This window comes from Ramlibacter pinisoli (assembly GCF_009758015.1).
Taxonomy (GTDB): domain Bacteria; phylum Pseudomonadota; class Gammaproteobacteria; order Burkholderiales; family Burkholderiaceae_C; genus Ramlibacter; species Ramlibacter pinisoli.
On record NZ_WSEL01000009.1, the window covers coordinates 2,169,442 to 2,193,064 of the forward strand.

Here is a 23,623-nt window from a genome sequence, read left to right on the forward strand (position 1 = left end):
CAGCTCATCCGGCAGCCCGATCCTGTCATTTTTCGTACGGCGAACCCGGCCGTCGCCGGGCCGCGGGTCAGGCCGCGATCGGCAGCGGCGGTTCCTCGGCGGCCGCCGTGCCGGCACCGAGGTAGGCGCGCGCCAGCAGGTCGTCCTGGGCGAGCTGGGCGGCCGGCCCCTCGGCCACGATGGTGCCGCCCTCGATGACGTAGCCGCGGTCGGCCAGTGCCAGCGCCAGCGCCGCGATCTGGTCGACCAGGACGATGGTCATGCGCTCGCCGCGCAGCACGTCGAGGGCGGCGAACAGTTCGGCGATGACCTTGGGCGCCAGCCCCAGCGAGGGCTCGTCGAGCAGCAGCACGCGCGGCATCGCCATCAGCCCGCGCGCCACCGCCAGCATCTGCTGCTCGCCACCGGACAGCAAACCGGCGCGCTGGTGCAGCCGCTCGCGCAGGCGCGGGAAGCGGCGCAGCATGTCCTCGACGCGCGCCTCGCGGCCCTGCGGCCGCGTGAACGCGCCCAGCCGCAGGTTGTCCAGCACCGACAGCTCGGGGAACACCTGGCGGCCCTCGGGCACCAGCACCAGCCCGAGCCGCGCGATGCGTTCGGCCGGCAGGCCGGCGACCTCGCGCCCGCCCAGGTGGATGCCGCCGCCCACCGGCCGGTGCAGGCCGGCCACGGCGCGCATCAGCGTCGACTTGCCGGCGCCGTTGGCGCCCAGCAGCGCCACCAGTTCGCCCTCGCGCACGCGCAGGTCGACGCCGCGCAGCACCGGGCCGGCGCCGTGGTCGGCGACCAGTCGGCCGATGCCCAGCAGTTCGGGCGCGGCGGCGGCCGGCGCGGCGCGGCCGGCCGCCGGCGCCAGCTCGAGCTGCTCGCCCAGGTAGGCCTGGCGCACCGCCGGGTCGTCCTGCACGGTGGCCGGGGTGCCGGCGGCGATGCGCTGGCCGGCGTCGAGCACCACCACCTGATCGGACACCGCCATCACCAGCGGCATGTCGTGCTCCACCAGCAGCACCGCGGTGCCGGCGCCGGCGATGCGGCCGAGCAGCGCCGCCAGCCGGTCCTTGTCCTCGCGCGCCAGGCCGGCGGCCGGCTCGTCGAGCAGCAGCAGCGCCGGCCGCATGGCGAGCGCGCGCGCGATCTCGACCAGGCGGCGGTCCACGTGCGCCAGATCGGCCGCCGGCCGGTCGAGCGCGCCGGCATAGCCGCAGAAGGCGAGCAGGTCGCGCGCCGTCCGGCGCACCGCCGGCGCGCGGAAGCGGGCCGCGCCCAGCAGGGGGCCGGCCGTGCCGGCGCAGGTGGCGAGCGCGACGTTGTCCTCGACCGTGAGGCTGCCGAACAGCTGCGAGGTCTGATAGGTGCGGGCGATGCCGGCACGCGCGATGCGGTGCGCCGGCAGGCCGGCCAGCGCCTGGCCGCCGAGCGCGAAGCCGCCGGCACTGGGCCGGTAGAAGCCGCTGAGCATGTTCAGCGCCGTGGTCTTGCCGGCGCCGTTGGGGCCGATCAGGCTGGTGATGCGGCCGGCCGGGACGTCGAGGTCCAGCCCCTGCACCGCCCGCACGCCGCCGAACTGCATGGCCAGCCCGCGCGCCTGCAGCACGGTGGCGGCCTCGGCCGGGCGCGCGGCGACCAGCGGCGACAGCGCAGGAACGGCGCTCGCGGTGCGCGGCGCGGGCGCCACCCGCCAGCGCGCCAGCAGCCGGCGCGCCAGGCCGACCAGGCCATCGGGCGCGGCCCACAGCACCACCAGCAGCAGCGCGCCGAAGAACAGCAGCCGGTACTCCTCCAGCCGCGACAGCCACTCGGGCAGCAGCCCCACCACCAGCGCGCCGACGATGGGACCGGCGGCCGCGCCGGCGCCGCCGACCAGCACCACCAGCACGAACAGGATGGACTGGATGAAGCCGAATGCCTGCGGCGTGACGAACCCCGACAGCGGCGCGAACAGGGCCCCGGCGGCGCCGGCGCAGAAGGCCGAGAGGGCGAAGGCCACGGTGCGCAGCACCAGCGGCCGGAAGCCGAGCGACTGGGCCGCCGTCTCGCTGTCGCGCACGGCGCGCAGGGCGGCGCCCCAAGTGCCGCGGGCCAGCAGCGTGTAGGCCAGCAGCAGCGCACCGGCCAGGGCCACCGCCAGCATGGCGACGCCGCGCACGCCCGCCGGCAGGCCGGGCAGCGCCGGCGCGGCGATGCCCATGATGCCGTTCTGGCCGCCGGTGACGCTGCGCCATTCGACCACGCCGTGCTCGACGATGAAGCCGAAGGCGATGGTCACCATGGCCAGGTAGGGCCCGCGCACGCGCAGCGCCGGCAAGGCGAGCAGCGCCCCCACCGCGCCGGCCAGCAGCGCGGCCACCGGCCAGGCCAGCCAGAAGCTCCAGCCGGCCTTGCTGGTGAGCACCGCCACGGCGTAGGCGCCGAGCGCGTAGAAGCCCACATGGCCGAACGAGATCTGCCCGGTGAGCCCCAGCAGCACGTTGAGGCCGATGCCCACGCAGGCCAGCAGGGCGACCTGGCCGATCACCACCGCGTCGTAGCCGTTGGCGCGCGCCGCCAGCACCAGTCCGGCGGCCACCAGCAGGATGGCGAGCGCCGGCTGCAGTCGGTCGAGCGCCTTCATACCTTGTGCACCGCCGCGCGGCCGAACAGGCCGTTGGGACGCAGCGCGAGCACCGCGATCACCAGCGCGAAGCTGAGGATCTGGGTGTAGCCCGAGCCCAGGGTGGCGGTGATGGTGGCTTCGGTGAGCCCGAACAGCACCCCGGCCGCCATCACGCCCCAGGCGCTGCCGATGCCGCCCAGGATGGCGACCGCGAACGCCTTCAGGCCGAACAGCGTGCCCATGTCGGCGTGCACGTTGGCCAGCGGCGCGATCAGCACGCCGGCGACGCCGGCGAACAGCGCCGAGACGGCGAACGAGGCGGCGACCACGCGCCGGATCGGGATGCCCATGAGGCGGGCGGCATCGCGGTTCTGCACCACCGCCAGCAGCGCGATGCCCCAGCGCGTGCGGCGCGAGACATGGTGCAGCGCGGCGGCCAGCGCGAAGCCCACCACCGGAACCAGCAGTTCGAGCGGGTAGACGCCCAGGCCCGAGTCGCCCAGCCGCAGCGGCTGCACCGCCAGCGGCGAGGGCAGGCTGCGCGGTTCCTTGCCAAAGGTGAACAGCACGAGGTTGTCGACCACGATGCCCAGCGCCACGGTGGCCATCAGCCAGGCCTCGGAGTGGCGGCGCGCGAACGGCCGCACCGCCAGCAGTTCCACCAGCAGGCCGTAGACCGCGCACAGCACCAGCGCCGCGGCGATGGCCGGCAGCAGCGGCCAGCCCAGCTGCTGGGCGAAGGCGAACGCGAAGACCGCGCCCAGCATCATGGCGCTGCCCTGGGCGAAGTTGACGGTGGCCGAGACGGCCCAGGTGACGTGGAAGCCGAGGGCCATCAGGCCGTACATGCTGCCCAGGCCGAGACCGCTGATCCAGGCAGCCGCGAGCATCGTGCGCCGTCCCTTACTTCGCCATGCCCACGGGCAGGATGCGGTTGTCGATGAACTGCGCCCACACGTAGTCGGTGGAGGCGATGGCATCGTGCAGCTGCGGCGTGAACGGCTTGTTGTAGGTCTTGATCAGGCCGGCGTACCTGTCGATCTTGTAGAAGCCCTGGCGCACCGCCTCGCCGTCGGTGGAGCCGGCGGCCTGGATCGCCAGCGCGGCCAGCATCAGGCCGTCGTAGGCGTTGGCCACGCCGACCGCCGGCGTGATGTCTTCCGGGCCCTTGATGGCCGGGTACTTGGTCTTGAGCGCCGCGATGACCTTCTCGCCCACCGGCGTCTGCTTGCCGAAGAAGCTGTAGGTCTGCACGAAGTGCACGTTCTTGCCGTTCGGGCCGGCCAGCTCGGTGAAGCGGCCGCCGGCCGGGCCCCAGTGCGAGACGATGGGCACCTGCCAGCCCATGCGGTCGAGCGACTTGACGACCTGGGCCGAGGGACCGACGTTGCCGACCAGGAACAGCGTGTCGGCGCCGGCGGCCTTCAGGCGCGAGAGCTGGGGCACGACGTCGACCGCATTGCCGTCGAACTTCTCGACCCCGACCGGCTTGAGGTTCCTGGCGGCCAGGGCAGCGTGCAGGCCCTTGTCGTTCGACTCGCCCCAGGGGTTGTCGACCAGGATGAGGCCGAACTTGCTGCTCTTGAAGGTCTTCTGCGCGTAGTCGACCATGCCGACGTTGACGATCTCGTCGACCGCCGAGACGCGGAACACGTAGTTGGGGCTGGCGCCGTTCTTGGTGATGGCGGTGCCGGCGGCCCACGGCCCGACGAAGGGCACCTTCTCCTGGTTGGCCACCGGCACGATGGCCATCGACACCGGCGTGTCCAGGCCGCCGAACAGCACCGCGACCTTCTCCTTGAAGATCAGTTCGCGCGCGGCCGTGACCCCCTTGGCCGGGTTGGCCTCGTCGTCGCGCCGCACCAGTTCGAGCTTGCGGCCGCCGAGCAGGCCGCCCTTGGCGTTGACCTCGTCGATGGCGACCTGGAGGCCACGCGTGATCGCCTCGCCGGCCAGCGCCGACTGGCCCGACAGGGCGGTGACCAGGCCGATCTTGATCGGCTCGCCCTGGGCCGCGGCCAGGCCGGGCAGGACGAGCGCCAGCGCGCCGAGGGCGCTGGCCAGCAGGGTGCGGCGGGGAAGGTGGTGCATGGCGGTTCTCCGAATGAGTGGGCACAGGGATGGGGCGATGCCGCCCACGCCGCCGTCCGGACGCAAGGTGTGTGCCAGATCGTTCGCAAACCGCGACAAGAATTGTTGACAATCCGCCGGACCGATTGGAGACGATCCCGGCATGGCTCTTGCGAGACCATCGCGCGCCGCGCGCTGCGGCGCGCACCGGAGACACCGCCATGCCTGCCACCGTTCCCGCGCTCGCGCCCGCCGCCCTCGTCGACGAGTACCTGCGCCTGCTGATGCTGCCCGACCCGGTGGCCGCCAGCGCCTTCATCGCGCCCGACCTGCGCATCCGCTTCACCGGCAACCGGGCGATGCGCGCACCAGCCGAGTGCACCGCGTTCAACGCCGGGCGCTATGCCTGGGTGAAGAAGCGGGTCGAGCGCACCGAAACCGTGGCCGGCGGCACGCCCGAGGCCACCGTGGTCTACAGCCTCGGCACCCTGTACGGCGCCTGGCCCGACGGCACCGCCTTCGAGGGCAACCGCTATGTCGACCGCTACGTGCTGCGCCACGGCCTGATCGCCGAGATGGACGTCTGGAACGACAGCGCCGAATGGCTGCTGGTGCGCGCCGGCCTGGCCACGCTGTGAGGACCACCGCATGAGCGCAGCCGTTCCCGACACACCGCGCTGGCCGGCGGCCCTGCCCGACCATGGGCGCTTCGCCTACCGGCCCATCCACCGGCGCCCCGACTGGCAGTGGCCGGGCGGCGCGCGGCTGGCCGTCTACCTGGGCTACAACCTCGAGCACTTCGCCTTCGGCGACGGCCTGGGCGCCGCGCTCGGGCCGGTGTCGCCCCATCCCGACGTGCTGAACTTCAGCTGGCGCGAGTACGGCAACCGGGTCGGCGCCTGGCGCTGCCTCGACCTGTTCGACCAGCTGGGCCTGCCGGCCGGCACGCTGGTGAACACCGCGCTGTACGACCACTGCCCGGAGCTGGTGCAGGCGCACGTGGCGCGCGGCGACGAGATCGTCGGCCACGGCCACACCAACGCCGAGCGCCAGGGCGGCTGGAGCGAGGGCCACGAGCGCGAGCTGCTGGCGAGCTGCCGCGCCCGCATCGCGCGCGAGAGCGGCCGCGCCCCGGCCGGCTGGCTGTCGCCCTGGATCTCGGAGAGCCCGCGCACGCCCGACCTGCTGGCCGAGACCGGCTACGCCTACACGCTCAACTGGTGCCACGACGACCAGCCGGTGCCCCTGCGCACCCGGTCCGGCACGGCGCTCTGGTCGGTCCCCTACCCGCAGGAACTGAACGACATCCCGATGCTGGTGGCGCGCCAGATGGACACGCGCGACTTCTTCGCCCTGGTGCAGGACCACTTCGACGAGATGCTGCTGCAGGCGCGCGCGCAGCCGCTGGTGATGGGGCTGGCCCTGCATCCCTACATCGTCGGCCAGCCGCACCGGCTGCGGCACCTGCGCGGCGCGCTGGAGGCCTTCGCCCGCGCCCGCGACGCCGGCCGGATCTGGTTCACCACGCCCGGCGCCATCGCCGCGCACATGCAGGCGCTGGCGGCCGAGCGCCCGGGAGAGTTCGCATGACGACGACCAGCGACGCCTTCCCGATCGACGACCGCGTCGGCGCCTGGGTGCCGCACGGCCGCCACCTGCGCGCCGGCGCCGCCACCGGCCCGCTGGCCGGCCTGCGCTTCGGCGTCAAGGACCTGTTCGACGTCGCCGGCTGGCCCACCGGGGCCGGCAACCCGCGCTGGCTCGCCACCCACCCGGTGCCCGGGCGCAGCAGCCCGCTGGTGGAGCAGCTGCTCGCCGCGGGCGCCACCTGCGTCGGCAAGCTGCTCACCGACGAACTGGCCTACAGCATCCACGGCGACAACGCCCACTACGGCACGCCGCTCAACCTGGCCGCGCCGGGCCGGGTGCCGGGCGGCTCGTCGAGCGGATCGGCGGCGGCGGTGGCGGCGCGGCTGGTCGACTTCGCGCTCGGCACCGACACCGGCGGCTCCACCCGCGTGCCGGCCAGCTACTGCGGGCTGTGGGGCCTGCGGCCCACGCACGGCCTGCTGTCGCAGCAGGGGCTGGTGCCGCTGCACCCGGGCTTCGACACGCCGACCTGGCTGGCGCATGCGGCGCCCACCTTCGCCCGCGTCGGTGCCGTGCTGCTGCCGCCGGCGCCGCCGCGCGCCTGGCGGCGCGCCCAGCGCTGGCAGGCCGCCTGGGAGCAGGCCGACGCGGTGTTCCAGGCGCCGCTGCAGGCCGCCTGGCAGGCCCTGCAGGACCTGGGCCTGGAGCGCGACACGGTGCCGGCCGACGCCTTCGCGCCCGATGCCTGGCGCCAGGCCTACGTCGCCGCCGGCGCCCGCGAGGCCTGGCAGGCGCACGGCGCCTGGATCACGGGCGCAGATCCCGGCTTCGCGCCGGCGGTGGCGCAGCGCTTCCAGTTCGCCAGCGGCGTGACCGAGGCGCAGGCCCAGGCCGGCCGCAGCACGCAGACCGCGGTGCGCGGCCAGTTGCGCGACCTGCTCGGCAGCGACGGCGTGGCCCTGGTGCCCTCGGCCGCCAGCGTCGCGCCGCTGCGCACGGCCGACCCGGCCGAGGTCGACGCGGTACGGCTGCGCACCCTGCGCATCACCTGCCTGGCCGGCCTGGCCGGGCTGCCGCAGGTCAGCCTGCCGTGCCGCACGCCGGACGGGCTGCCGATCGGCCTGTCGCTGGTCGGCCCGGCCGGCAGCGATGCCGCGCTGATCGCGCTGGCCCAGCGCCTGCATGCCCGCCTGCCGGCCGCGCTCACCGGCGGCGCCGGATAATCGCGCCCTCCATGGCCCGCCCCGCCGTCCGCCGCGCTGCCGCGGCCCGCGCCACCCCCGCCGGCAAGACGACGGCGGTGCGGTCGCCGCGCGCCGCGCGCGCACCGGTGGCCGCCGCGGCGCCGCCGGGGGACGTCGAGCAGCGCATCTACGACTCGGTGTTCGAGGGCGTGATGGGGCACCGGCTGCCGCCCGGCACCAAGCTGCCCGAGCAGGCGCTGTGCGCACTGTTCGAGGCCAGCCGCTCGACGGTGCGCAAGGTGCTGCAGCGGCTGGCGCACGACCACATCGTCGAGCTGCGGCCCAACAAGGGCGCCATCGTCGCCAGCCCCACGCCGGAGGAGACGCGCCAGATCTTCGAGGCCCGGCGCGCCGTCGAGGCCGCCATCGTGCGGCTGGCCGCGCGCCATGCCACCCGCGAGGACGTGGCCGACCTGCGGCGCCAGCTGGCCCGCGAACACGAGGCGGTGCACCGCTTCGACCAGCCGGCCTGGTCGCGCCTGGCCAGCACCTTCCACCTGCGCCTGGCGCAGCTGGCGCGCAACCCCATCCTGGAGCGTTACCTCGTCGAGCTGGTGTCGCGCTGCTCGCTCATCGTGGCCCTGTACGAGGCGCCGGGCAACGCCTCCTGCGAGCACGACGAGCACGGCGCCCTGGTCGATTGCATCGCGCGCGGCGACGCCGAGGGCGCGGTGCGGCTGATGGGCGACCACCTCACCACGCTGGAGCGCCACGTCGAGCTGCGCCAGCACACCGCCTCGCCCAGCCTGGGCCGCATGCTCGGCCTGGCCTGAAGGCCGGCCACGTCCGGACACAAGACCTCCAGCCCAACCGGGAACAAGTCGGCCGCCGCCATCGTTCATCCCAGGGGCGGCCTGCAAGCCGCTGCAAGGAGACACGATGCCCGGACCTGCCGCGTTCGCGGGCGCTGCCAGCGCGCGCGGACGCCTGTCTTCGACCGCCGAGCCCGCACGCAGCGGGCCGTCGGCCTGGCCGCGGGCGGCGGCAGCACCCGGCGACCCGCGCCAGCAGGGCTGGAGCGATCCGGGCGAACGGGCGGCCGTGGCCAGCGTCACGCCCGAGGTGGCGGGCCAGCCCATCCTGGACATCGGCATCGGGGGCGGCCGCACCACCGCCCTGCTGCGGCGGCTGGGCGGCGAGTACGTCGGGCTCGCGGCCACGGCGCCGGCGGTGGAGGCCTGCCGGAGCGCCCACCCCGACCTGCGCTTCGAGCAGATGGATCCGCGCGACCTGCAACGCCTGCCGGCGGGGCATTTCGCGCTGGCGGTGTTCGCCTCGCGCGGCATCGACGCCCTGCCGGCGGCCGACCGCGCGCACGTGCTGGCCGAAGTGCACCGGGTGCTGCGCCCCGGCGGGCTGTTCATCGTCTCGGCGCACCACCGGCCCGGCCCCGGCACGCGGGCGCGCCCCGGGCTGCCGCTGCCGGCCCGCACCCAGGCGCTGCTCCTGGGCCGGCGGCTTGCGCAGCAATTGCGTGGCTTGCCCCGGTCGGCGGGGCCGTATCCGGGCTGGCAGCGCGCCGGCGACCGGGGCGACGACACGCTGGTGCGCAGCGGCAGCCCGATGGGCGCCGCCGCACCGATGGTCCACATGCCATTGGCCGAGCAGAGGCGGCAGCTGGCCGACGCCGGCTTCATCGTCGAGGCCGTGCTCGACAACGTGCGCGGTGCCGAGGTGGCCGGCAATGCAGCGCCGGACGACGCCGCCTGGTTCCACTACGTGGCGCGCAAGGTGGCGCCGGTGTCGGCAGGAGGCTGAGCCGGGACGCTCACTGGACGGCCAGCGCGTTGCGCAGCCGTTCCATCCGCTCGATCGCGATGCTGCGCAGCTTGATCGCGGCGCGCAGCAGGTCCGGCGACGGCCCCGGGCCGCCGATCAGCAGCGAGGTGCGAGTGTCCTCGTCGACCCGCCGCTCGGCGTTGCGGGCCGCACCGTCGGCGGCCTGCCAGGCCTCCAGCCGCGCCCGCACCAGCGCCCGGCGCTTGTCGGCCGACAACGGTGTGGCCGGCCCGAAGCCGCCCGCAGCGGGGGCCGGCACCACGCAGATCGGCGGCAGGGGCGGGACCGCGGTGGTCACGTCAGGCAGGTCGGGCCGGCGCGAACCGGCCGCGTCAGGCGCCGGTGGCCGACGTGCGCAGGGTGCGCGGCTCGGCGTTGCTGGCGGCGCCGCTGCCCACGCGCATCGTGCTGCCGTCGACCGTGACACGGGTGCCGACCGCGACGGCGTCGTTGCGACGGAAGCTGCGGACGCTGCCGTCCTCCATGCGGACCTGCACGTCGTAGACGGTGGTGGCCTTGTAGCGCTTCTCGGCTTCGTTGCCGGCCAGGCCGCCGCCGACGGCGCCCAGCACGGTCATCGCGGCCTTGCCGGTGCCGCCGCCGACCTGGTTGCCGAGCACGCCGCCGAGCACGCCACCGGCCACGGCGCCCAGGCCGCTGCCTTCGCCCTTCTGCTGGATGGCGTGCACCGCCTCGACCGTGCCGCAGGTGCCGCACACGGCGGCGCGGGTGGTCTCGAGGTGGGTCGGCGGGCTGGACTGCGGCTGGCCCTGGGCGACGACCTGCGGCGCCGACTGCGCGGGCTGGGCCGGCTTCTGGACGGGCTTGTGCACCGGCTTGGGTGCCGCTTGCGGTGCCGCCGCCAGCTGCGCCGGCTGGGCTTGCAGCGCGGCTTGGCTGGTGCCTGCCGTGGCGGTGGGTGACTGCTGCGCGGTGACGCTGCTGCTGGGCTCGGCCTGCGCAGCCACCTTGTCGCTGTCGACCGAACGCATCACCAGGGCGCCGGCCAGGCCGGCGGAGGCCAGCGCCAGCGCGCCCACCACGCCCCAGACCGCGACCGGGACGGAGCGTAGCGAGGACGGAGGAGCTTCTTGCGAGAGAACGGTGGACATCTGGATCGGTCTGCTGTTGTCGATGACGGGTTTATAACGGCCGAGCTGAAGCGGGCAGACGTCTGGTTTGTCCGATTTGTAGCGGTCTGTGTCGACCCGGCACAACTTCACGGGGCTATTGCTCGCTTTGGCGGTTTGCAGCGATCGCAGCCCCGCGCCCTGCGCCACGGATGGCTTCGGCGAGGCGGCCCGACCGCGCGGCGCGTGATGCCGCCACGGCTTGGCTGCACCCGAGCGCTGGGCTTACCATCCGCGCCGCGTCCACCACGCAGGAGATGCCCATGCGCCGCTTGCTTCCCGCCCTGGTCCTGGCCTGCCTGGCCGGCACCGCCGCCCTGCCCCCGGCCGCGCACGCCGAAGCGCCGCTGGCCAAGACCCAGGCACCGGGCTGGTACCGCACCCTGGTCGGCGACGTCGAGGTGACCGCCCTGTCCGACGGCACGCTGGCACTGCCGGTGACCAAGCTGCTCAAGGGCGATCCGAAGAAGATGGTCGCCGCCCTGCGCCGCAACCACCTGGGCGAGCAGGTCGAGACCTCGGTCAACGGCTACCTGGTGAACACCGGCAGCAAGCTGGTGCTCATCGACACCGGCGCCGGCAGCCTGTTCGGCCCCACGCTGGGCGGGCTGGTCGCCAACCTGAAGGCGGCCGGCTACCAGCCCGAGCAGGTCGACGAGATCTACATCACCCACATGCACGGCGACCACGTCGGCGGGCTGGTGGCCAACAACCAGCGCGTGTTTGCGAACGCCGTGCTGCGCATCGACAAGCGCGACGTCGACTACTGGCTGAGCGAGGCCAACATGAACGCGGCCCCCGATTCCGCCAAGGACTTCTTCAAGGGCGCGATGCTGATGGCCGGCCCCTACCAGCAGGCCGGCAAGCTCAAGCCGTTCGAGGGCGCCACCGAGCTCGTGCCGGGCGTCCGCGCCCAGCCGGCCTACGGCCACACCCCGGGCCACACGATCTACACGGTCGAGAGCAAGGGCCGCAAGCTGGTGCTGTGGGGCGACCTGATGCACGTGGCGGCGGTGCAGTTCGAGGACCCCACCGTGACGATCGCGTTCGACAGCGATGCCAGGAAGGCGATGCCGGCGCGGCAGAAGGCCTACGCCGAGGCAGCGAAGACCGGCGACCTGGTGGGCGCCTCCCACCTCTCGTTCCCCGGCCTGGGCTACCTGCGCGCGGCCGGCAAGGGCTACACCTTCCTGCCGCTGAACTACTCCACGCTCAAGTAGCGCGGCTCAGGCCGTGACCGCGAACACCGGTCCGGTGATGCGGTCGCCCTTGCGGATGCCGTGTTCGGCGAACCAGCCGTGCGGCACTTCGAGGATGTAGCGCACCGCGTGCTCGCTGCTGCAGGATTCCAGCGAGAACGGCTCCAGGTCGTCCAGGTGCAGGATGGTGCCGTCTTCCTCCAGGAAGGCGATCGACAGCGCCACCGGGGTGTCCTTCATCCAGAAGTTCTGCACCGCCGCCTCGTCGCACATGAAGAGCATCCCCTCGTTGGGCCCGAGTTCCACCCGGTGCATCAGGCCCAGGGCGCGCTGTTCGTCGGTGCGGGCGACACGGGCATCGATGGCGTGGTCGCCGGCGGCGAGTTGCATGCGGACGAGGTTCATGGCGGCGTGAAGTCGGTGCGTGAGTCGGTGGTGGGGGAAACAACGGCCATCCTGCCCCGGGCTGGTGCACGTGCCCAGCAGCGGCCGCCGCATCCGCCTGTAGGGCCACGCCGCAGCCCGCCCGCTGCCGGCCGGATCGGCGCCCGAATCGCCGGCCGGCGCGCCGCGCCACTTCGGCGTATGCTGCGCGGCGTTTCCAGCCCGGAGGTTTGCATGCCACCCATTGGCCGTCCGCTTGCCGTCCCCCTCTCCTCCTCGCGCCGCAGCTGGCTGCAGGCCGCCGTGGTCCTGGCCGCGGCTGCGGCGCCCCTGCTGGCTGCCGCCCAGGGCACGCCAGCGACACCGACCGCGCGCCTGCGCGGCACCATCGAGAGCGTCACGGCCGATGCCCTGGTGCTGCGCGAGCGCAGCGGCCAGCGCATCGAACTGGCGCTGCCCGCCAACCTGGTGGTCACCGAGATGTTCCCGGTGACGATGGCCGAGGTGAAGCCCAACAGCTTCGTCGGCGTGGGTGCCATGCCGCAGGCCGACGGCACCCAGAAGGCGATCGCGGTGCTGGTGTTCCCCGAGGCCATGCGCGGCACCGGCGAAGGCCACCGGCCGTTCGACTTCCTGCCCCAGAGCACGATGACCAACGCCACCGTCGCCGGCCGTGCCGGCGCCAGCGACGGCGAGCGCCTGCAGCTGACCTACCCCGGCGGCCAGCAGACCATCGTGGTGGCGCCCGGCACGCCCATCGTCAGCCTGCGCCCCGGCGCACGCGACCTGCTGGTGGCCGGCGGCGGCGTCTCGGTCACCGCGCAGGAGGTGGCCGGCAAGCCGACCGCGACCCGCATCACGGCCGGCCGCAACGGCTTCTCGCCGCCGTACTGACCGCCGCGGCGGCCCGCCGCCGCGCGCAGCCTCACCAGCCGGAGAATCGCTCCCAGGCGACGCTGGCGCCGGCGGCGTCCAGCGCCTCGTAGCGCGGGAACTGGGCCCCGGTGGCGCAGGCGTGGTTGGGCAGGATGCGCAGGCGCGTGCCCACCGGCAGCCGGGTGACGATGTCGGGGTCGGGCGCGCCGGCGCGCGACAGGATGCCGTGCTCCTGGTTGGCACCGCTCAGCACGTAGCCGTCCAGCAGCACGCCGTCGGGCATGCAGGCCTGGCCGTAGCCGTAGTCGGTGCGCTGGCGCTGGGTGCCGCGGTCGCGGCTCATGGCCATCCAGCCGGCGTCGACGATCGCCCAGCCCTTGGCCGGCTGGTGGCCGATGACGGTGGTGAGCACGCTGAGCGCGATGTCCTGCGGCCGGCACACGCCCACGTTGGCCATCACCAGGTCGAAGAACACGTAGACGCCGGCGCGCACCTCGGTCACGCCGGGCAGCGCGCGCGCCGACAGCGCGGTGGGCGTGGAGCCGACGCTGACCACCGGGCAGTCGAAGCCGGCCGCGCGCAGGCGTTCGGCGGCGCGCACGCAGGCGGCGCGCTCCTGCTCCGCCAGCGCTTCCAGCGCCACCGGGTCATCGAGGTCGTAGCTCGAGCCCGCATGCGTCATCACGCCGCCCAGCACGCTGCCGCCCTCGGCGAGCGCCCGCCCCACCTCCAGCAGGGTGGTCGACTCGGGCGGCACGCCGGAGCGGTGGCCATCGCAGTCGATCTCGATCCAGACCTCGAGCGCGTGCCCGTGGTCGCGGCCGAAGCGGCCGACCGCCTGTGCCACCTGGGCGTTGTCGGTGATCAGCTTCAGGTCGCAGCCGCGCCGGCGCAGGGCCAGCACCTGCTCCAGCTTGTCCGGCACGATGCCGACCGCGTACAGGATGTCGGTGATGCCGGCAGCGAAGAACTGCTCGGCCTCCTTGAGCGTCGACACCGTGATGCCCTGGGCGCCGGCGGCCTGCTGGGCGCGCACGACGGGCAGGCACTTGGTGGTCTTCACGTGCGGCCGCAACCGCACGCCGAGGCCGTCCATGCGTGCCTGCATGCGGTCGATGTTGCGCTGCATCTGCGCGATGTCGACGATGGCGGCGGGCGTGGGGAGGTTGTGGAGCGAGGTCATGGTGAAGGCGGGAATGCGGACTCCCGGACGCGGAAGACGCAGAAAAAATAGCGCCGAAGGACGCAGAAGGATAAACCCCGGGACGCAAGGCGCCAGCGCTGGCGGCGTCGCGGAATCCACCCTCGTCTGGAAATGTCGTCTGCGTCTTCTGCGCACTTGTGCGCCTGCTGCGGACGGCAGTCCGCCCCCGCTCCCGCCCCGCTCCCGGATTCACTTCGGCCGCGGCCGCTGCAGGTGGCAACCGGGTGGGTGGAAGCGGCCGCTGCGCAGTTCCTGCACGCCGCGCAGCACGGCGCGGGCGACGTTGCGCACCTCCTCCTGCACGGCCAGGTCGCGGTCCAGGGTGTCGTGGCTGTCGGCGTAGGGCTCGTAGTAGCCGATGTAGCGGTCCAGCCGCGCGTGCACGCCGGCATCGTGCAGCCCCATCCAGTCGAGCCAGTCGGACAGCGAGCGCCGCACGCCCTCGATGCCGGCGACGTCGCCGTGCACCACCACGCCGTACAAGCGGCCGGCCAGGTGCTTGGGGTACTCCCAGCCGGCCAGCTCCAGCGCCTTGGCCTCGGCCGCCTTCTTGCCGTGGGTGGTGGTCGGGTCGGGGTTGCCGCCGTCGGCGCACACCATGCGGTCCATCATCAGCTTGAGCGGGCTGGCCGCCTGGTACCAGTACACCGGGGTGAGCAGGATGACACCGTGGGCGCTGACCCAGCGCTCGTAGATCTCGTTCATCCAGTCGCCGGTCTGGCGCTCGGCGTGGTTCGGGTAGCAGCTGCACGGCCAGTGGCACAGCGGCATGGCGGTCGACGCGCAGCCCTTGCAGGGATGGATGTGGCGGTCGTAGTCGGACACCAGCAGGCTCAGGTCCAGCAGGTCGATCTCGGTGCCCGGCCCTTCCTTGTCGATCGCCTCGCGCGCCAGCTGGGTGAGGCGGAAGGTCTTGGACATCTCGCCCGGGCAGGTGCCGTCGTTGCGCGACGAGCAGCACACCAGCAGGAGGCGGGTGGGCGTCGCGGGCTCGGCCCAGCGCGCCTGCGCCGCCTTCAGCCGTTCGCTGGCGGCCCGCCATTCGACCGACAGGTCGTAGTCGGGGTCGGCATAGCCGGGCCCGGCCTTCTGCGTGATCGGCGCCTTGCGGCCCTGCTGGTAGGCGTCCCAGGCGATCGCCTCCAGCCGGTCGATGGCGGCCGCCTCGGCCCGGTAGGCCGGGTCGTAGAAATCCTGCAGGAAGCGGACGCGGAATTCGGCGCGCGGCATCGGGAACGGCGGCGCCTGGCCGGTGCGGACGGTGGGCGTGGTCATGCCGGCCAGTCTAGGAAGCGCCACGCCGATGGGCTGTAGGCGCACCGCCCTAGCCCATGGCCGGGTTGGCCGGCGCCGCCCTCAGGGCTCGGCCGCGCGCTGCCGCACCGACTCGATCACCGGCAGCACGTCCTCAGCGCGGTCGAAGCGCACCAGCAGCGCCAGGCACAGCATGGCGAGCAGGCGCTGCGCCTGCTGCGGGCCCGCCTCGGCCAGCGCGTGGCACACGGCCGTGTAGGCAAGGTCGAGATCCTGGTCGGTCATGGCTGCACTCCCCGGCTGGCCAGTTCGCGGCGCGCCGCATCGAGGTCGACGTGGTCCCAGCGGCCGCACACGTAGCCGTCCGGCCGCACCAGCACCAGCCGCGCGCCGGCGCCGCCCGGCAGCCCGTAGCGCTGGCGCGCCTGGCCCAGGTGGTCGGCGGCGTCGGGCACCTGCAGCAGCGTCCAGCCGCCCTGGACCTCGCTGCGCGCGACGGCACCGGCACCGCCGAGCACGAGCGCGACCCAGCCGGCACCGAAGCAGGTGCTGAGGTGGAACTCGCCGCCCTCGCCCAGCAGCAGGGCCTCGGGCGCCGGCGCGCCGGGCGCTGCTGCCGCCGAGGTCCAGGCGCCGACTTCCGGGCCGTTCAGCGGCGACGCGGCGTAGGCGATCGGCGCCGACTGGCGCGGGTTGATCAGCGCGCGCACGCGCGGCTCGTCGAGCGCCAGGCGCAGCGCCGCGTCGCGCATCAGGGTGAAGGCGAAGTTGGGCGGCGCCATGAACTCGGTGCTCTTGGCGCCGTAGGCCAGGTTCTCGCGCGTCGCCTGCACCCGCTCGACCGAGTACGAGTCGAGCAGGCGCTCGTGCGCCCGCCCCTGCAGCACGGCGGCCAGCTTCCAGGCCAGGTTGCCGGCGTCGTCCAGCCCGGAGTTCAGGCCGCGCACGCCGAAGATCGGCACCAGGTGGGCGGCGTCGCCGGCGAACAGCACGCGGCCGTGCCGGTAGTCGCGCAGCGTCAGGCACTTGGCGTTGTACATCGACGACCACAGCATGCGCCACGGCGCGTGCTCGCCGATCATGGTCAGGTGGCTCTGGATGCGCGGCTCGATGGCCGCAGGCGCCAGCGCCGCCTGCGCGTCCTCGTCGTCGCGCAGCTGGTAGTCGATGCGCCAGACGTCGTCGGGCTGGCGGTGCATCAGCAGCGTGGAGCCGGGATTGGACGGCGGGTCGAACCAGGCCAGCCGCTCCACCGGCCGCTGCGTCGCCTGCACGATGTCGGCGATGACGTAGCGGCCCTCGTACTGCGTGCCCTCCAGCGCCAGCCCGAGCTGCTCGCGCACCGTGCTGCGGCCGCCGTCGCAGGCCACCAGCCAGTCGGCCCGCAGCTCCTGCTCGCCGTCCGGCCCGGCCGCCTGCACCACCACGCCGTCATCGTCCTGCCGCACCGCGCTGACCCGGTGCGACCACGCGACCTGCGCCGGCATGCCCGCCAGCGCCTGGTGCACGAACTGCTCGACGTGGTACTGCTGGATGTTGACCATGGGCGCGAACCGCTGCGCCGGTTCGTGCGGCATCTCGAAGCGCAGCACCTCGCGGTCGCGGAAGTAGCTGCGCCCGCCGGTCCAGGGCAGCGCCTTGGCCTGCAGTGCCGCCCCGGCGCCGGCCCAGTGCAGGATCTCCTGCGAGCGGCGCGAGATGCAGATCGCGCGGCTGCCGCTGCAGTAGCCGGCATCGGCCTCCATCACCAGCGTGGCGATGCCGTGGCGCGCCAGCAGCGCGGCGCAGGTCAGGCCCACCGGACCACCGCCGGCGATCAGGACGGGGACGCGCGAGGGCAGCGGCGGGCCGGGACGATCCATGGACGCCACTGTAAAGGGCGAGGAAACAGTTGATTGCTTAGCCACGACGCCACCATCGTGGCCGTAAGGTGCCCGCACCGGCCTTCCCGGCCCTCAAGGAAAGTACATGGCAACACGAACCACCCGATCGTCCAATGAACACGCCACCAGCGCCGCCTCGGCTGCCGAGAACGGCACCGGGCCGCCGCTGGCGGGGGCCGAACTGGCGCGCCAGCAGCTGGTGCTGGCAGCCCAGTCGATGGCGCACTGGTGCCGCACCGTGGAACGCTTCCAGCAGGCGCAGCAGCATCTGGCGCAGCGCGCCTCGCTGCTGCACAGCCAGGCGGCCGACAACCTGCGCAAGGCGACCAGCCCGATGGAGCTGGCGTCGATCCAGGGCACGCTGCTGGTCTACCAGTGGCAGGAGGGCGCGCGCTTCCTGCAGGAGCTGATGGTGGTGGGCGCCAGCGCCGGCCGCGAGGGCGAGCTGCCGGACGTCGACAATGCGGCCGACAACCCGGCGGCGGCGGCGGCGCAGGCAGCGACCAACGCCGCCCTGTCGGCCGCCGGGCCCATGGTGCAGGCCTGGCAGCAGCTGTTCACGCCGCCGCAGGATGGCGAGCGGCCGCACTGATGCGCCGCTCGCGCCGCTTCACTGCGGCTCGATCTTCGCGTCGCGGATCGCCTTGGCCCACTTGGCGGTCTCGGCGCGCGTGCGCTGGGCCAGCGCGTCGGGGGTGCCGGGTTCGACCACGAAGCCGATCGGCGCGAATTTCTCCTGGATGTCCTTGCTGCTGGCCGCGGCGTTGAAAGCCTCGTTGAGCCTCTTCACCACGTCGGCCGGCGTGCCCGCCGGCGCGAACACGGCGAAGTACGCGATCAGCTCATAGTCCTTCAGGCCCAGCGCCTCGTTGACCGTCGGCAGGTTGGGCACGGCGGGCGAGCGCTTGGACGAGGTCACCGCCAGCCCGCGCACCTTGCCGCCCTGCACCTGCGGCAGCATCACCGCGAAGTCGGCCGTGAACAGGTTCACCTGGCCGCCGATCAGGTCGGTCATGGCCGCCGGGCCGCTCTTGTAGGGCACGTTGGTCATCTGCACCCCGGCCATGCTGGCCAGCATCTCGGTGGACACCAGCTGCGAGGTGCTGGCGCTGGCGAAGGTGACGCCGCCCGGCTTGGCCTTGGCCATGTCGACCAGCTCGCGCAGCGTGCGCGCCGGCAGGTCGTTGTTCACCGCCACGATCAGCGGCACCTGGCCCAGGTAGGCGACCGGCGCGAAGGCCGTGTCCTGGTCGTACGGCAGCTTCTTCATCAGGCTCTTGAGCGCCGCGTTGGTGCTGTTGGTGCCGACCAGGATCGTGTAGCCGTCGGCGGGCGCCTTGGCCACCGCGTCGGCGCCCAGCATGCCGTTCACGCCCGGCTTGTTGTCGACCACCAGCGTCTGGCCGAGCGCATCGGCCACCTTGGCGCTGAACGCCCGTGCGATCTGGTCGGTGGCGCTGCCGGGCGCGAACGGCACGATGACCTTGACCGGCTTGTTCGGGTAGGCCTGCGCCAGCGCGGCGCCGAGCGGGACGAGGGTCGCAGCCAGCACGGCCAGCCAGCGGGTGGGAAAGCGCATCGTTGTCTCCTGGGTGGGATCGGTCTGAAGGGCAGCAGGCCGGTGAGCCAGCGAGTCTAGCGACGGACCGGCGCGGCCGGACCCGCGCAAACCCGGCTCGGGTAGGCTTCCTGCATAGCCCAAGCGCTGCTTCTCCGAGGACCCGCCCATGACCCTGCGCCTGCCCGCCGCCCTCGCCGGCGCCGCCCTCCTGCTGGCCGCCTGCGCGGCCCCTCCCCCGGCCGCCGACGGTGCCCCGCCGCCGGACTGCCCGACGGCGCGCGCCGAGGTGCCCAATGCCGACTACATCGGGCGCTACGCCGGCCTGGAGAACGCCGTCGGCGCGCGCGAGTTCGCGCAGGACCTGCACTGCGCCGACCGCTTCAAGGCGGCCCGCTTCCCGGCCGGCTTCGTCACCGTGTTCGGCAGCTCGCGCATCCGCGAGGACGATCCGGCCTACGCGCTGGTGCGCCGCGTCGCCGCCGAATGGACCCGCCGCCATGGCGCCCGGGTCCCGGTCATGACCGGCGCCGGGCCGGGCCTGATGGAAGCCGCCAACCGCGGCGCGCGCGAGGCCGGCGGCCCCAGCGTGGGCTACACGACCTACTACGACCGCCCCACGGCACCCGACCCGCTGCGGCCCTACGGCGGCGACCCGCGCCAGGCGCTCAACGGCCACGTGACCCACGGCCTCATCTTCACCAGCGTCACCGCGCGCGAGCTGGCGATGCTGCGCCACTCCGCGGCCGTGCTGGTCGCCCCCGGCGGAACCGGCACCGAGTGGGAGCTGTTCCAGCTGGTGGAGATGATCAAGAGCCGGCAGCTGGCGCCAGTGCCGGTCTACCTGCTGGGCGACCGCGCCCGGCACTGGGCCAGCCTGCAGGTGCGGCTGGACGACATGGTGTCGCGCGGCACCATCCGCCGCGAGGAGGTCGCGTTCCTGCGCTTCGCCGACGACGCCGACGCCCTGGTGCGCCAGCTCGAGGCCGACCTGCGCCTGCGGTGAATCCCGGGTATCGGCCTCTGCCGGGCCGTGCCTATGATCGGGCCTCCCTCGGTCAACCCGTGAGCCGATGCGCACCCTCGCCGACTCGATCGCCGAACCCGGCCTGATCTTCGAGCACGCCCCCGTCGGCCTGATGGTCACGCACGATCGCATCATCGAGCGCTGCAATCTGGCGCTGGCCGAGATGTTCGGCTACAGCCCGCAGCAGCTGGCCGGCCAGTCGACCGAGATGCTCTATCCCTCGCACGAGGAGTTCGAGCTGATCGGCGACCGTGGCGCGGTGAGCATGCAGCGCACCGGCAGCTACCGCGACCAGCGCATCATGCGGCACAGCAAGGGCCACATGTTCTGGTGCGCCGTGGCGGGCCGCTCCTTCACGCCCGAGAAGCCCTATGCCTCGGTGATCTGGGTGTTCGAGGACATCAGCGCCCAGCGGCCTCTGAGTGCCGATCTCACCACCCGCGAACGCGAAATCGCGGCGCGGCTGGTAGCGGGCATGACCAGCAAGCAGATCGGCAAGGAACTGGCCGTCAGCCATCGCACGGTGGAGGCGCACCGCTCGCGCCTGATGCACAAGCTGGGCGTCACCACCCCGGGCGAACTGATCGCACGCATCCTCGGCATGCCTCGTCCTTGAGAGGCGGGATCGGACGGCCTTCGCACCGGCGCATCCGCCTTCACCCGCTCAAGGATGCGGCTTCGCCCCGATCAGGATCGCCGCCACGATGCAAGGCTCGGCGCCGCGCACGCTCCAGGAGTGCATGGTGCCGCGCTGCACCAGCACGTCGCCGGCCTTCAGCAGGGTCTCGCCGGTGTCCAGGATGGCGTGGATCTCGCCCTTGAGCACGATGATGTAGTCGATCGTGCTGGTCTTGTGCCGCATCGGGTCGTCCGAGTGCTTGTCGGGCGCGTGGCCGGCCCCGATGGATTCGAAGGCCTTGGCGGCGTCGGCGCCCTTCCACATGGTGTCGGGCGGGAACTCGACGATGCGCAGGATGCTGCCAACCGACGGCGGCTCCAGCTTCACCGGCCGCGCCGCCGCATCCTCGCTGCCGGTGTTGTCGGCCGGAGCACTGGTGGTCTCCCACAGGTCGGTGAGCGCGACCCCGGGCATCGAGGCCATCTCCTTGATGTTGGGCGCCAGCCCGTCCATGAGGAAGGCGGACCGATTGTGGGCATCGTGCCCGGTCACGACGCGGCGGATTCTCCAGGCCATGTGGTCTCCTGTCGGTGTCAGTGGTGGGCGTGGCCGCAGTTGGGGCCGCAGCCGCCGTGCAGGGCGCGCTGGCGCTGCTCGTACTGCGACATCAGGGTGAACAGGCGCACCGAGTCGGGCGGCGAGGTGTCGCCGCTGAACTGCTGGTACAGGTTGTTGACCGTGACCACGATGCGCTCCGAATCGGTCCAGGAGCCGAACTCCTTGAGCGAGATGTCGTACACCGCCTGCTCCAGGGTCATGCCCATGTCATAGCGCTTGCGCGCCTCGGCCTTCACGTACTCCAGGTAGTGCTTGAGCTGGCGCACGCCCCCCTTGTCGGTGATCGGTCCGTGGCCCGGCACCACCACCTCGACGTCCCAGGACAGCATCAGGTCGCAGGCCTTGATCCAGTTGTCGACCGGCCCGGCCCAGACAATGGGATGGCCGCCGTTGAACAGGATGTCGCCGGTGTAGACCACCTTGTCCTCGGGCACGTAGGCCAGCACGTCGCCGGCGGTGTGGGCCGGCCCCACCTCCACGAGCCGGACTGTCTTGTTGCCGACCTTGAGGTCGAGCTCGCCCTCGAAGGTCTGGGTGGGCGGCGTGTAGACGATGCCCTTGAAGTCGAACACCCGGCCCATGTGGCGCATCAGGAACTCGCCGCCCTCGCCCATCGCCTTGTAGTTGCGGAAGCGGTCGATCAGGGTCTGCGGCGGGCGCTCGGCCATCTCCTCGGCGCAGGCCTTGGAGACGATGATCTCGGAGTCGGCCACCAGCTGGTTGCCGAAGTAATGGTCGCCGTTGGCATGGGTGTTGACCACCTGGCCGATCTGCAGCGCCTCGGGCACCGCATTGCGCATCGCATGCAGCATCTCGCGCGTGAGCTTGAGGTCGAACAGGGTGTCCACCAGCAGCGACTCGCCGCTGTCGGTCACCAGGCCGGCGTTGCTCCAGCCCCAGGTTCCGTCGGGCAGCAGCCAGGCGTAGTTGCCGTTGCCGATGTCGTGCAGTCCCTTGGTGTATTGCCAGCGCATGGCTTGTCTCCTTCGGTGGTAGTTCAGGGGGCGCGCCAGCGCAGCATGTAGCGCTCGGCGCGTTCGAGTGCGACGTTGGTGGCGTAGCCGATGGCGCCGAGCACCACGATGCCGGCGTACAGGTCGGCGCTGCGGAACGAGCGCGCGGCCAGGGTGATGTTCTGGCCCAGGCCGGCGGTGCCGGCCAGCATCTCGGCCACCACCGCCAGGATCAGCGAGACGGTGAGCGACAGCCGCAGCCCGGCGAAGATGTCGGGCAGGGCGTTGGGCAGCGCGATCTTGCGCAGCAGCTCCCACCGCGACATCTGCAGGATGCGCGCCACTTCCAGCAAGCGTGGTTCCACGGTCTTGAAGCCGTGCACGGTGTTGAGCAGCACGGGCCAGAGCGCCGAGAAGGCGATGGCGACCACGATCATGCGGTCGTTCAGGCCGATCAGCAGCACGAACACCGGGATCACCGCCGAGGCCGGCAGCGGCCGGATGATCTCCAGCGTCGGCTCGACGTAGGGCCGCACCCGCGGCGACAGGCCGATCAGCGAGCCCAGCGCGATGCCGGCCACCGAGGCCGTGACGAAGCCCAACGCCATGCGGCGCAGGGTCTCGCGGAAGGCGAACCAGAAGTCGGCGCTCCCGGCCTGGTCGGCCAGGGCCTCGAAGGTGCGGGCCGGCGCCGGGAAGAACACCGGCGAGACCAGCTCGCGCAGCGCCGCCAGCTGCCACAGCCCGACCAGCAGCGCCAGCACGCCCAGGCTGGCGAGCCACATCAGGACGCCGCGACGGCTCATGTCGGCGACTCCGCCCAGTTGCCCATGCGGCCGAACCAGCCGCGCTGGGCGCGCAGCAGCAGCGCGTTGAGTGCCCAGCCGATCAGGCCGATCCAGAAGATGAAGGCGAACACGCGATCCGGCCGCATGCCCTCCTGGGCCACGATGAGTGCGTAACCCAGTCCCATGGGGTTGGCGGTGATCTCCACCGTGACCGAGACCACCAGGGCGACGGCGGCCGCCAGGCGCAGGCCGACGAAGATGCGCGGCAGCGCGGCCGGCAGCACGATCTTGAGCACCCGCTGCGGCAGATTGAAGCCCAGCACACGCGCCACCTCCAGCAGGCGCGGCTCGATGCCGCGCACGGCGGCCTCGGTGACGATGAGCATGGGCCAGAAGCAGGAAAAGGCCACGATGCTGCCTTCCATCTTGAAACCGTAGCCGTGGATCAGCAGCGCCAGCGGGATCAGCGCCACCGAGGGGATCGGGCGCAGCGATTCGGTGACCACGCGCAGCAGCTGCGCGAGGACGCGCGACAGCCCGAAGCCGATGCCCGCCAGCGTGCCGGCGCTGGCGCCCACGGCCAGGCCGTACAGCGCACCGCCGAAGGTCTGGGCGGCGGCGGTGAACAGCGAGTCGTCGGCCACCACTGCGACGGCGGCACGGAAGATTGCGCTGGGCAGCGACAGGCTCTCGGCCTTGAGCAGCCCGGTGCGGGCGGCGAATTCCCAGAACGCCAGCACGGCGACCGGCAGCAGCAGCCCCTTGACCAGGCGCAGCAGGCGGCCCTCGCCGGCCACCCGCACGGTGGCGGCGGGTGGCGCCACCAGGGGCAGCACAAGGGAGCTGGGCTTCAT

At 73.0% G+C, this 23,623-nt stretch carries 25 protein-coding genes; 10 read left to right on the top strand and 15 right to left on the bottom strand.

The window, feature by feature from the left end; translation table 11 throughout:
* Positions 1 to 67: 67 nt before the first annotated feature.
* The 3 genes from GON04_RS24795 to GON04_RS24805 are packed head-to-tail and all read right to left on the bottom strand — an operon-like array spanning position 68 to position 4,684.
* Positions 68 to 2,611 carry a branched-chain amino acid ABC transporter ATP-binding protein/permease gene (locus tag GON04_RS24795; RefSeq protein WP_157400619.1) on the bottom strand — a complete coding sequence of 848 codons (2,544 nt, stop codon included), beginning with the start codon at positions 2,609 to 2,611 and terminating at the stop codon, positions 68 to 70.
* Positions 2,608 to 3,483, bottom strand: a complete 876-nt coding sequence (locus GON04_RS24800; RefSeq protein ID WP_157400620.1) for a branched-chain amino acid ABC transporter permease — start codon at positions 3,481 to 3,483, stop codon at positions 2,608 to 2,610. The genes GON04_RS24795 and GON04_RS24800 overlap by 4 nt, the downstream gene beginning before the upstream one ends.
* 13 nt (positions 3,484 to 3,496) lie before the next feature.
* Positions 3,497 to 4,684 (bottom strand): ABC transporter substrate-binding protein, encoded by a 1,188-nt coding sequence (locus GON04_RS24805; RefSeq protein ID WP_157400621.1) that lies wholly within the window; start codon positions 4,682 to 4,684, stop codon positions 3,497 to 3,499.
* 200 nt (positions 4,685 to 4,884) lie between these two features.
* On the opposite strand from GON04_RS24805, the gene GON04_RS24810 reads away from it, so the two are divergent.
* The 5 genes from GON04_RS24810 (at position 4,885) to GON04_RS24830 (ending at position 9,255) form a co-directional block, all read left to right on the top strand.
* Positions 4,885 to 5,301 (top strand): nuclear transport factor 2-like protein, encoded by a 417-nt coding sequence (locus tag GON04_RS24810; RefSeq protein ID WP_157400622.1) that lies wholly within the window; start codon positions 4,885 to 4,887, stop codon positions 5,299 to 5,301.
* 10 nt (positions 5,302 to 5,311) lie between these two features.
* Positions 5,312 to 6,253, top strand: a complete 942-nt coding sequence (locus GON04_RS24815; protein ID WP_157400623.1) for a polysaccharide deacetylase family protein — start codon at positions 5,312 to 5,314, stop codon at positions 6,251 to 6,253.
* Complete coding sequence (locus GON04_RS24820) at positions 6,250 to 7,476, top strand: amidase (protein ID WP_157400624.1); 1,227 nt, start codon at positions 6,250 to 6,252, stop codon at positions 7,474 to 7,476. Before GON04_RS24815 ends, GON04_RS24820 begins: the two co-directional genes overlap by 4 nt.
* A gap of 11 nt (positions 7,477 to 7,487) precedes the next feature.
* The gene (locus tag GON04_RS24825) at positions 7,488 to 8,270 is read left to right on the top strand and encodes a GntR family transcriptional regulator (protein ID WP_157400625.1); all 783 of its coding nucleotides are present in this window, start codon (positions 7,488 to 7,490) and stop codon (positions 8,268 to 8,270) included.
* 106 nt (positions 8,271 to 8,376) lie between these two features.
* Positions 8,377 to 9,255: a class I SAM-dependent methyltransferase gene (locus GON04_RS24830; protein WP_157400626.1), complete on the top strand. Its 879-nt coding sequence runs from the start codon at positions 8,377 to 8,379 to the stop codon at positions 9,253 to 9,255.
* A 10-nt stretch (positions 9,256 to 9,265) separates the two neighbouring features.
* Here GON04_RS24830 and GON04_RS24835 read toward each other — a convergent pair whose 3' ends face one another.
* The gene (locus GON04_RS24835; RefSeq protein WP_157400627.1) at positions 9,266 to 9,574 is read right to left on the bottom strand and encodes a hypothetical protein; all 309 of its coding nucleotides are present in this window, start codon (positions 9,572 to 9,574) and stop codon (positions 9,266 to 9,268) included.
* Positions 9,575 to 9,608: 34 nt separating this feature from the next.
* Positions 9,609 to 10,388, bottom strand: a complete 780-nt coding sequence (locus tag GON04_RS24840) for a glycine zipper 2TM domain-containing protein (RefSeq protein ID WP_157400628.1) — start codon at positions 10,386 to 10,388, stop codon at positions 9,609 to 9,611.
* Between the two features lie 275 nt (positions 10,389 to 10,663).
* Here GON04_RS24840 and GON04_RS24845 point away from each other — a divergent pair, with 275 nt between their 5' ends.
* Positions 10,664 to 11,626: an MBL fold metallo-hydrolase gene (locus GON04_RS24845; protein ID WP_157400629.1), complete on the top strand. Its 963-nt coding sequence runs from the start codon at positions 10,664 to 10,666 to the stop codon at positions 11,624 to 11,626.
* Positions 11,627 to 11,632: 6 nt separating this feature from the next.
* Here the strand turns inward: GON04_RS24845 and GON04_RS24850 are convergent, their stop codons facing one another.
* The gene (locus tag GON04_RS24850; protein WP_157400630.1) at positions 11,633 to 12,010 is read right to left on the bottom strand and encodes a DUF192 domain-containing protein; all 378 of its coding nucleotides are present in this window, start codon (positions 12,008 to 12,010) and stop codon (positions 11,633 to 11,635) included.
* A gap of 213 nt (positions 12,011 to 12,223) precedes the next feature.
* Between GON04_RS24850 and GON04_RS24855 the strand changes: the two genes are divergently transcribed.
* The gene (locus GON04_RS24855; protein ID WP_232533180.1) at positions 12,224 to 12,883 is read left to right on the top strand and encodes a hypothetical protein; all 660 of its coding nucleotides are present in this window, start codon (positions 12,224 to 12,226) and stop codon (positions 12,881 to 12,883) included.
* 31 nt (positions 12,884 to 12,914) lie between these two features.
* Here the strand turns inward: GON04_RS24855 and GON04_RS24860 are convergent, their stop codons facing one another.
* The 4 genes from GON04_RS24860 to GON04_RS24875 form a co-directional block, all read right to left on the bottom strand.
* Positions 12,915 to 14,048 carry a DSD1 family PLP-dependent enzyme gene (locus tag GON04_RS24860; protein WP_157400631.1) on the bottom strand — a complete coding sequence of 378 codons (1,134 nt, stop codon included), beginning with the start codon at positions 14,046 to 14,048 and terminating at the stop codon, positions 12,915 to 12,917.
* A gap of 210 nt (positions 14,049 to 14,258) precedes the next feature.
* A complete protein-coding gene (locus tag GON04_RS24865) occupies positions 14,259 to 15,344 on the bottom strand; it encodes a flavodoxin family protein (protein ID WP_181653756.1) in 1,086 nt (361 codons plus the stop codon).
* An 81-nt stretch (positions 15,345 to 15,425) separates the two neighbouring features.
* Positions 15,426 to 15,608 (bottom strand): hypothetical protein, encoded by a 183-nt coding sequence (locus GON04_RS24870; protein WP_157400632.1) that lies wholly within the window; start codon positions 15,606 to 15,608, stop codon positions 15,426 to 15,428.
* Positions 15,605 to 17,185, bottom strand: coding sequence for an FAD-dependent monooxygenase (locus GON04_RS24875; RefSeq protein ID WP_157400633.1), 1,581 nt, complete (start codon positions 17,183 to 17,185; stop codon positions 15,605 to 15,607). The genes GON04_RS24870 and GON04_RS24875 overlap by 4 nt, the downstream gene beginning before the upstream one ends.
* Before the next feature lie 106 nt (positions 17,186 to 17,291).
* On the opposite strand from GON04_RS24875, the gene GON04_RS24880 reads away from it, so the two are divergent.
* Complete coding sequence (locus GON04_RS24880; protein ID WP_157400634.1) at positions 17,292 to 17,798, top strand: hypothetical protein; 507 nt, start codon at positions 17,292 to 17,294, stop codon at positions 17,796 to 17,798.
* Between the two features lie 18 nt (positions 17,799 to 17,816).
* Here the strand turns inward: GON04_RS24880 and GON04_RS24885 are convergent, their stop codons facing one another.
* Complete coding sequence (locus tag GON04_RS24885; RefSeq protein WP_157400635.1) at positions 17,817 to 18,785, bottom strand: Bug family tripartite tricarboxylate transporter substrate binding protein; 969 nt, start codon at positions 18,783 to 18,785, stop codon at positions 17,817 to 17,819.
* A 148-nt stretch (positions 18,786 to 18,933) separates the two neighbouring features.
* Here GON04_RS24885 and GON04_RS24890 point away from each other — a divergent pair, with 148 nt between their 5' ends.
* Positions 18,934 to 19,770 carry an LOG family protein gene (locus tag GON04_RS24890; RefSeq protein WP_157400636.1) on the top strand — a complete coding sequence of 279 codons (837 nt, stop codon included), beginning with the start codon at positions 18,934 to 18,936 and terminating at the stop codon, positions 19,768 to 19,770.
* A 67-nt stretch (positions 19,771 to 19,837) separates the two neighbouring features.
* On the top strand, positions 19,838 to 20,407 hold the full coding sequence (locus GON04_RS24895) for a LuxR C-terminal-related transcriptional regulator (RefSeq protein ID WP_157400637.1): 570 nt from the start codon (positions 19,838 to 19,840) through the stop codon (positions 20,405 to 20,407).
* Between the two features lie 48 nt (positions 20,408 to 20,455).
* On the opposite strand, the gene GON04_RS24900 is transcribed toward GON04_RS24895, so the two are convergent.
* From GON04_RS24900 to GON04_RS24915, 4 genes are read right to left on the bottom strand one after another with little or no spacing between them, the layout of a single operon-like run.
* Complete coding sequence (locus GON04_RS24900) at positions 20,456 to 20,986, bottom strand: cupin domain-containing protein (protein ID WP_157400638.1); 531 nt, start codon at positions 20,984 to 20,986, stop codon at positions 20,456 to 20,458.
* Positions 20,987 to 21,003: 17 nt separating this feature from the next.
* Positions 21,004 to 22,002, bottom strand: a complete 999-nt coding sequence (locus tag GON04_RS24905; protein ID WP_157400639.1) for an MBL fold metallo-hydrolase — start codon at positions 22,000 to 22,002, stop codon at positions 21,004 to 21,006.
* A 23-nt stretch (positions 22,003 to 22,025) separates the two neighbouring features.
* Complete coding sequence (locus tag GON04_RS24910) at positions 22,026 to 22,787, bottom strand: ABC transporter permease (RefSeq protein ID WP_157400640.1); 762 nt, start codon at positions 22,785 to 22,787, stop codon at positions 22,026 to 22,028.
* On the bottom strand, positions 22,784 to 23,623 hold the full coding sequence (locus tag GON04_RS24915; protein ID WP_157400641.1) for an ABC transporter permease: 840 nt from the start codon (positions 23,621 to 23,623) through the stop codon (positions 22,784 to 22,786). The genes GON04_RS24910 and GON04_RS24915 overlap by 4 nt, the downstream gene beginning before the upstream one ends.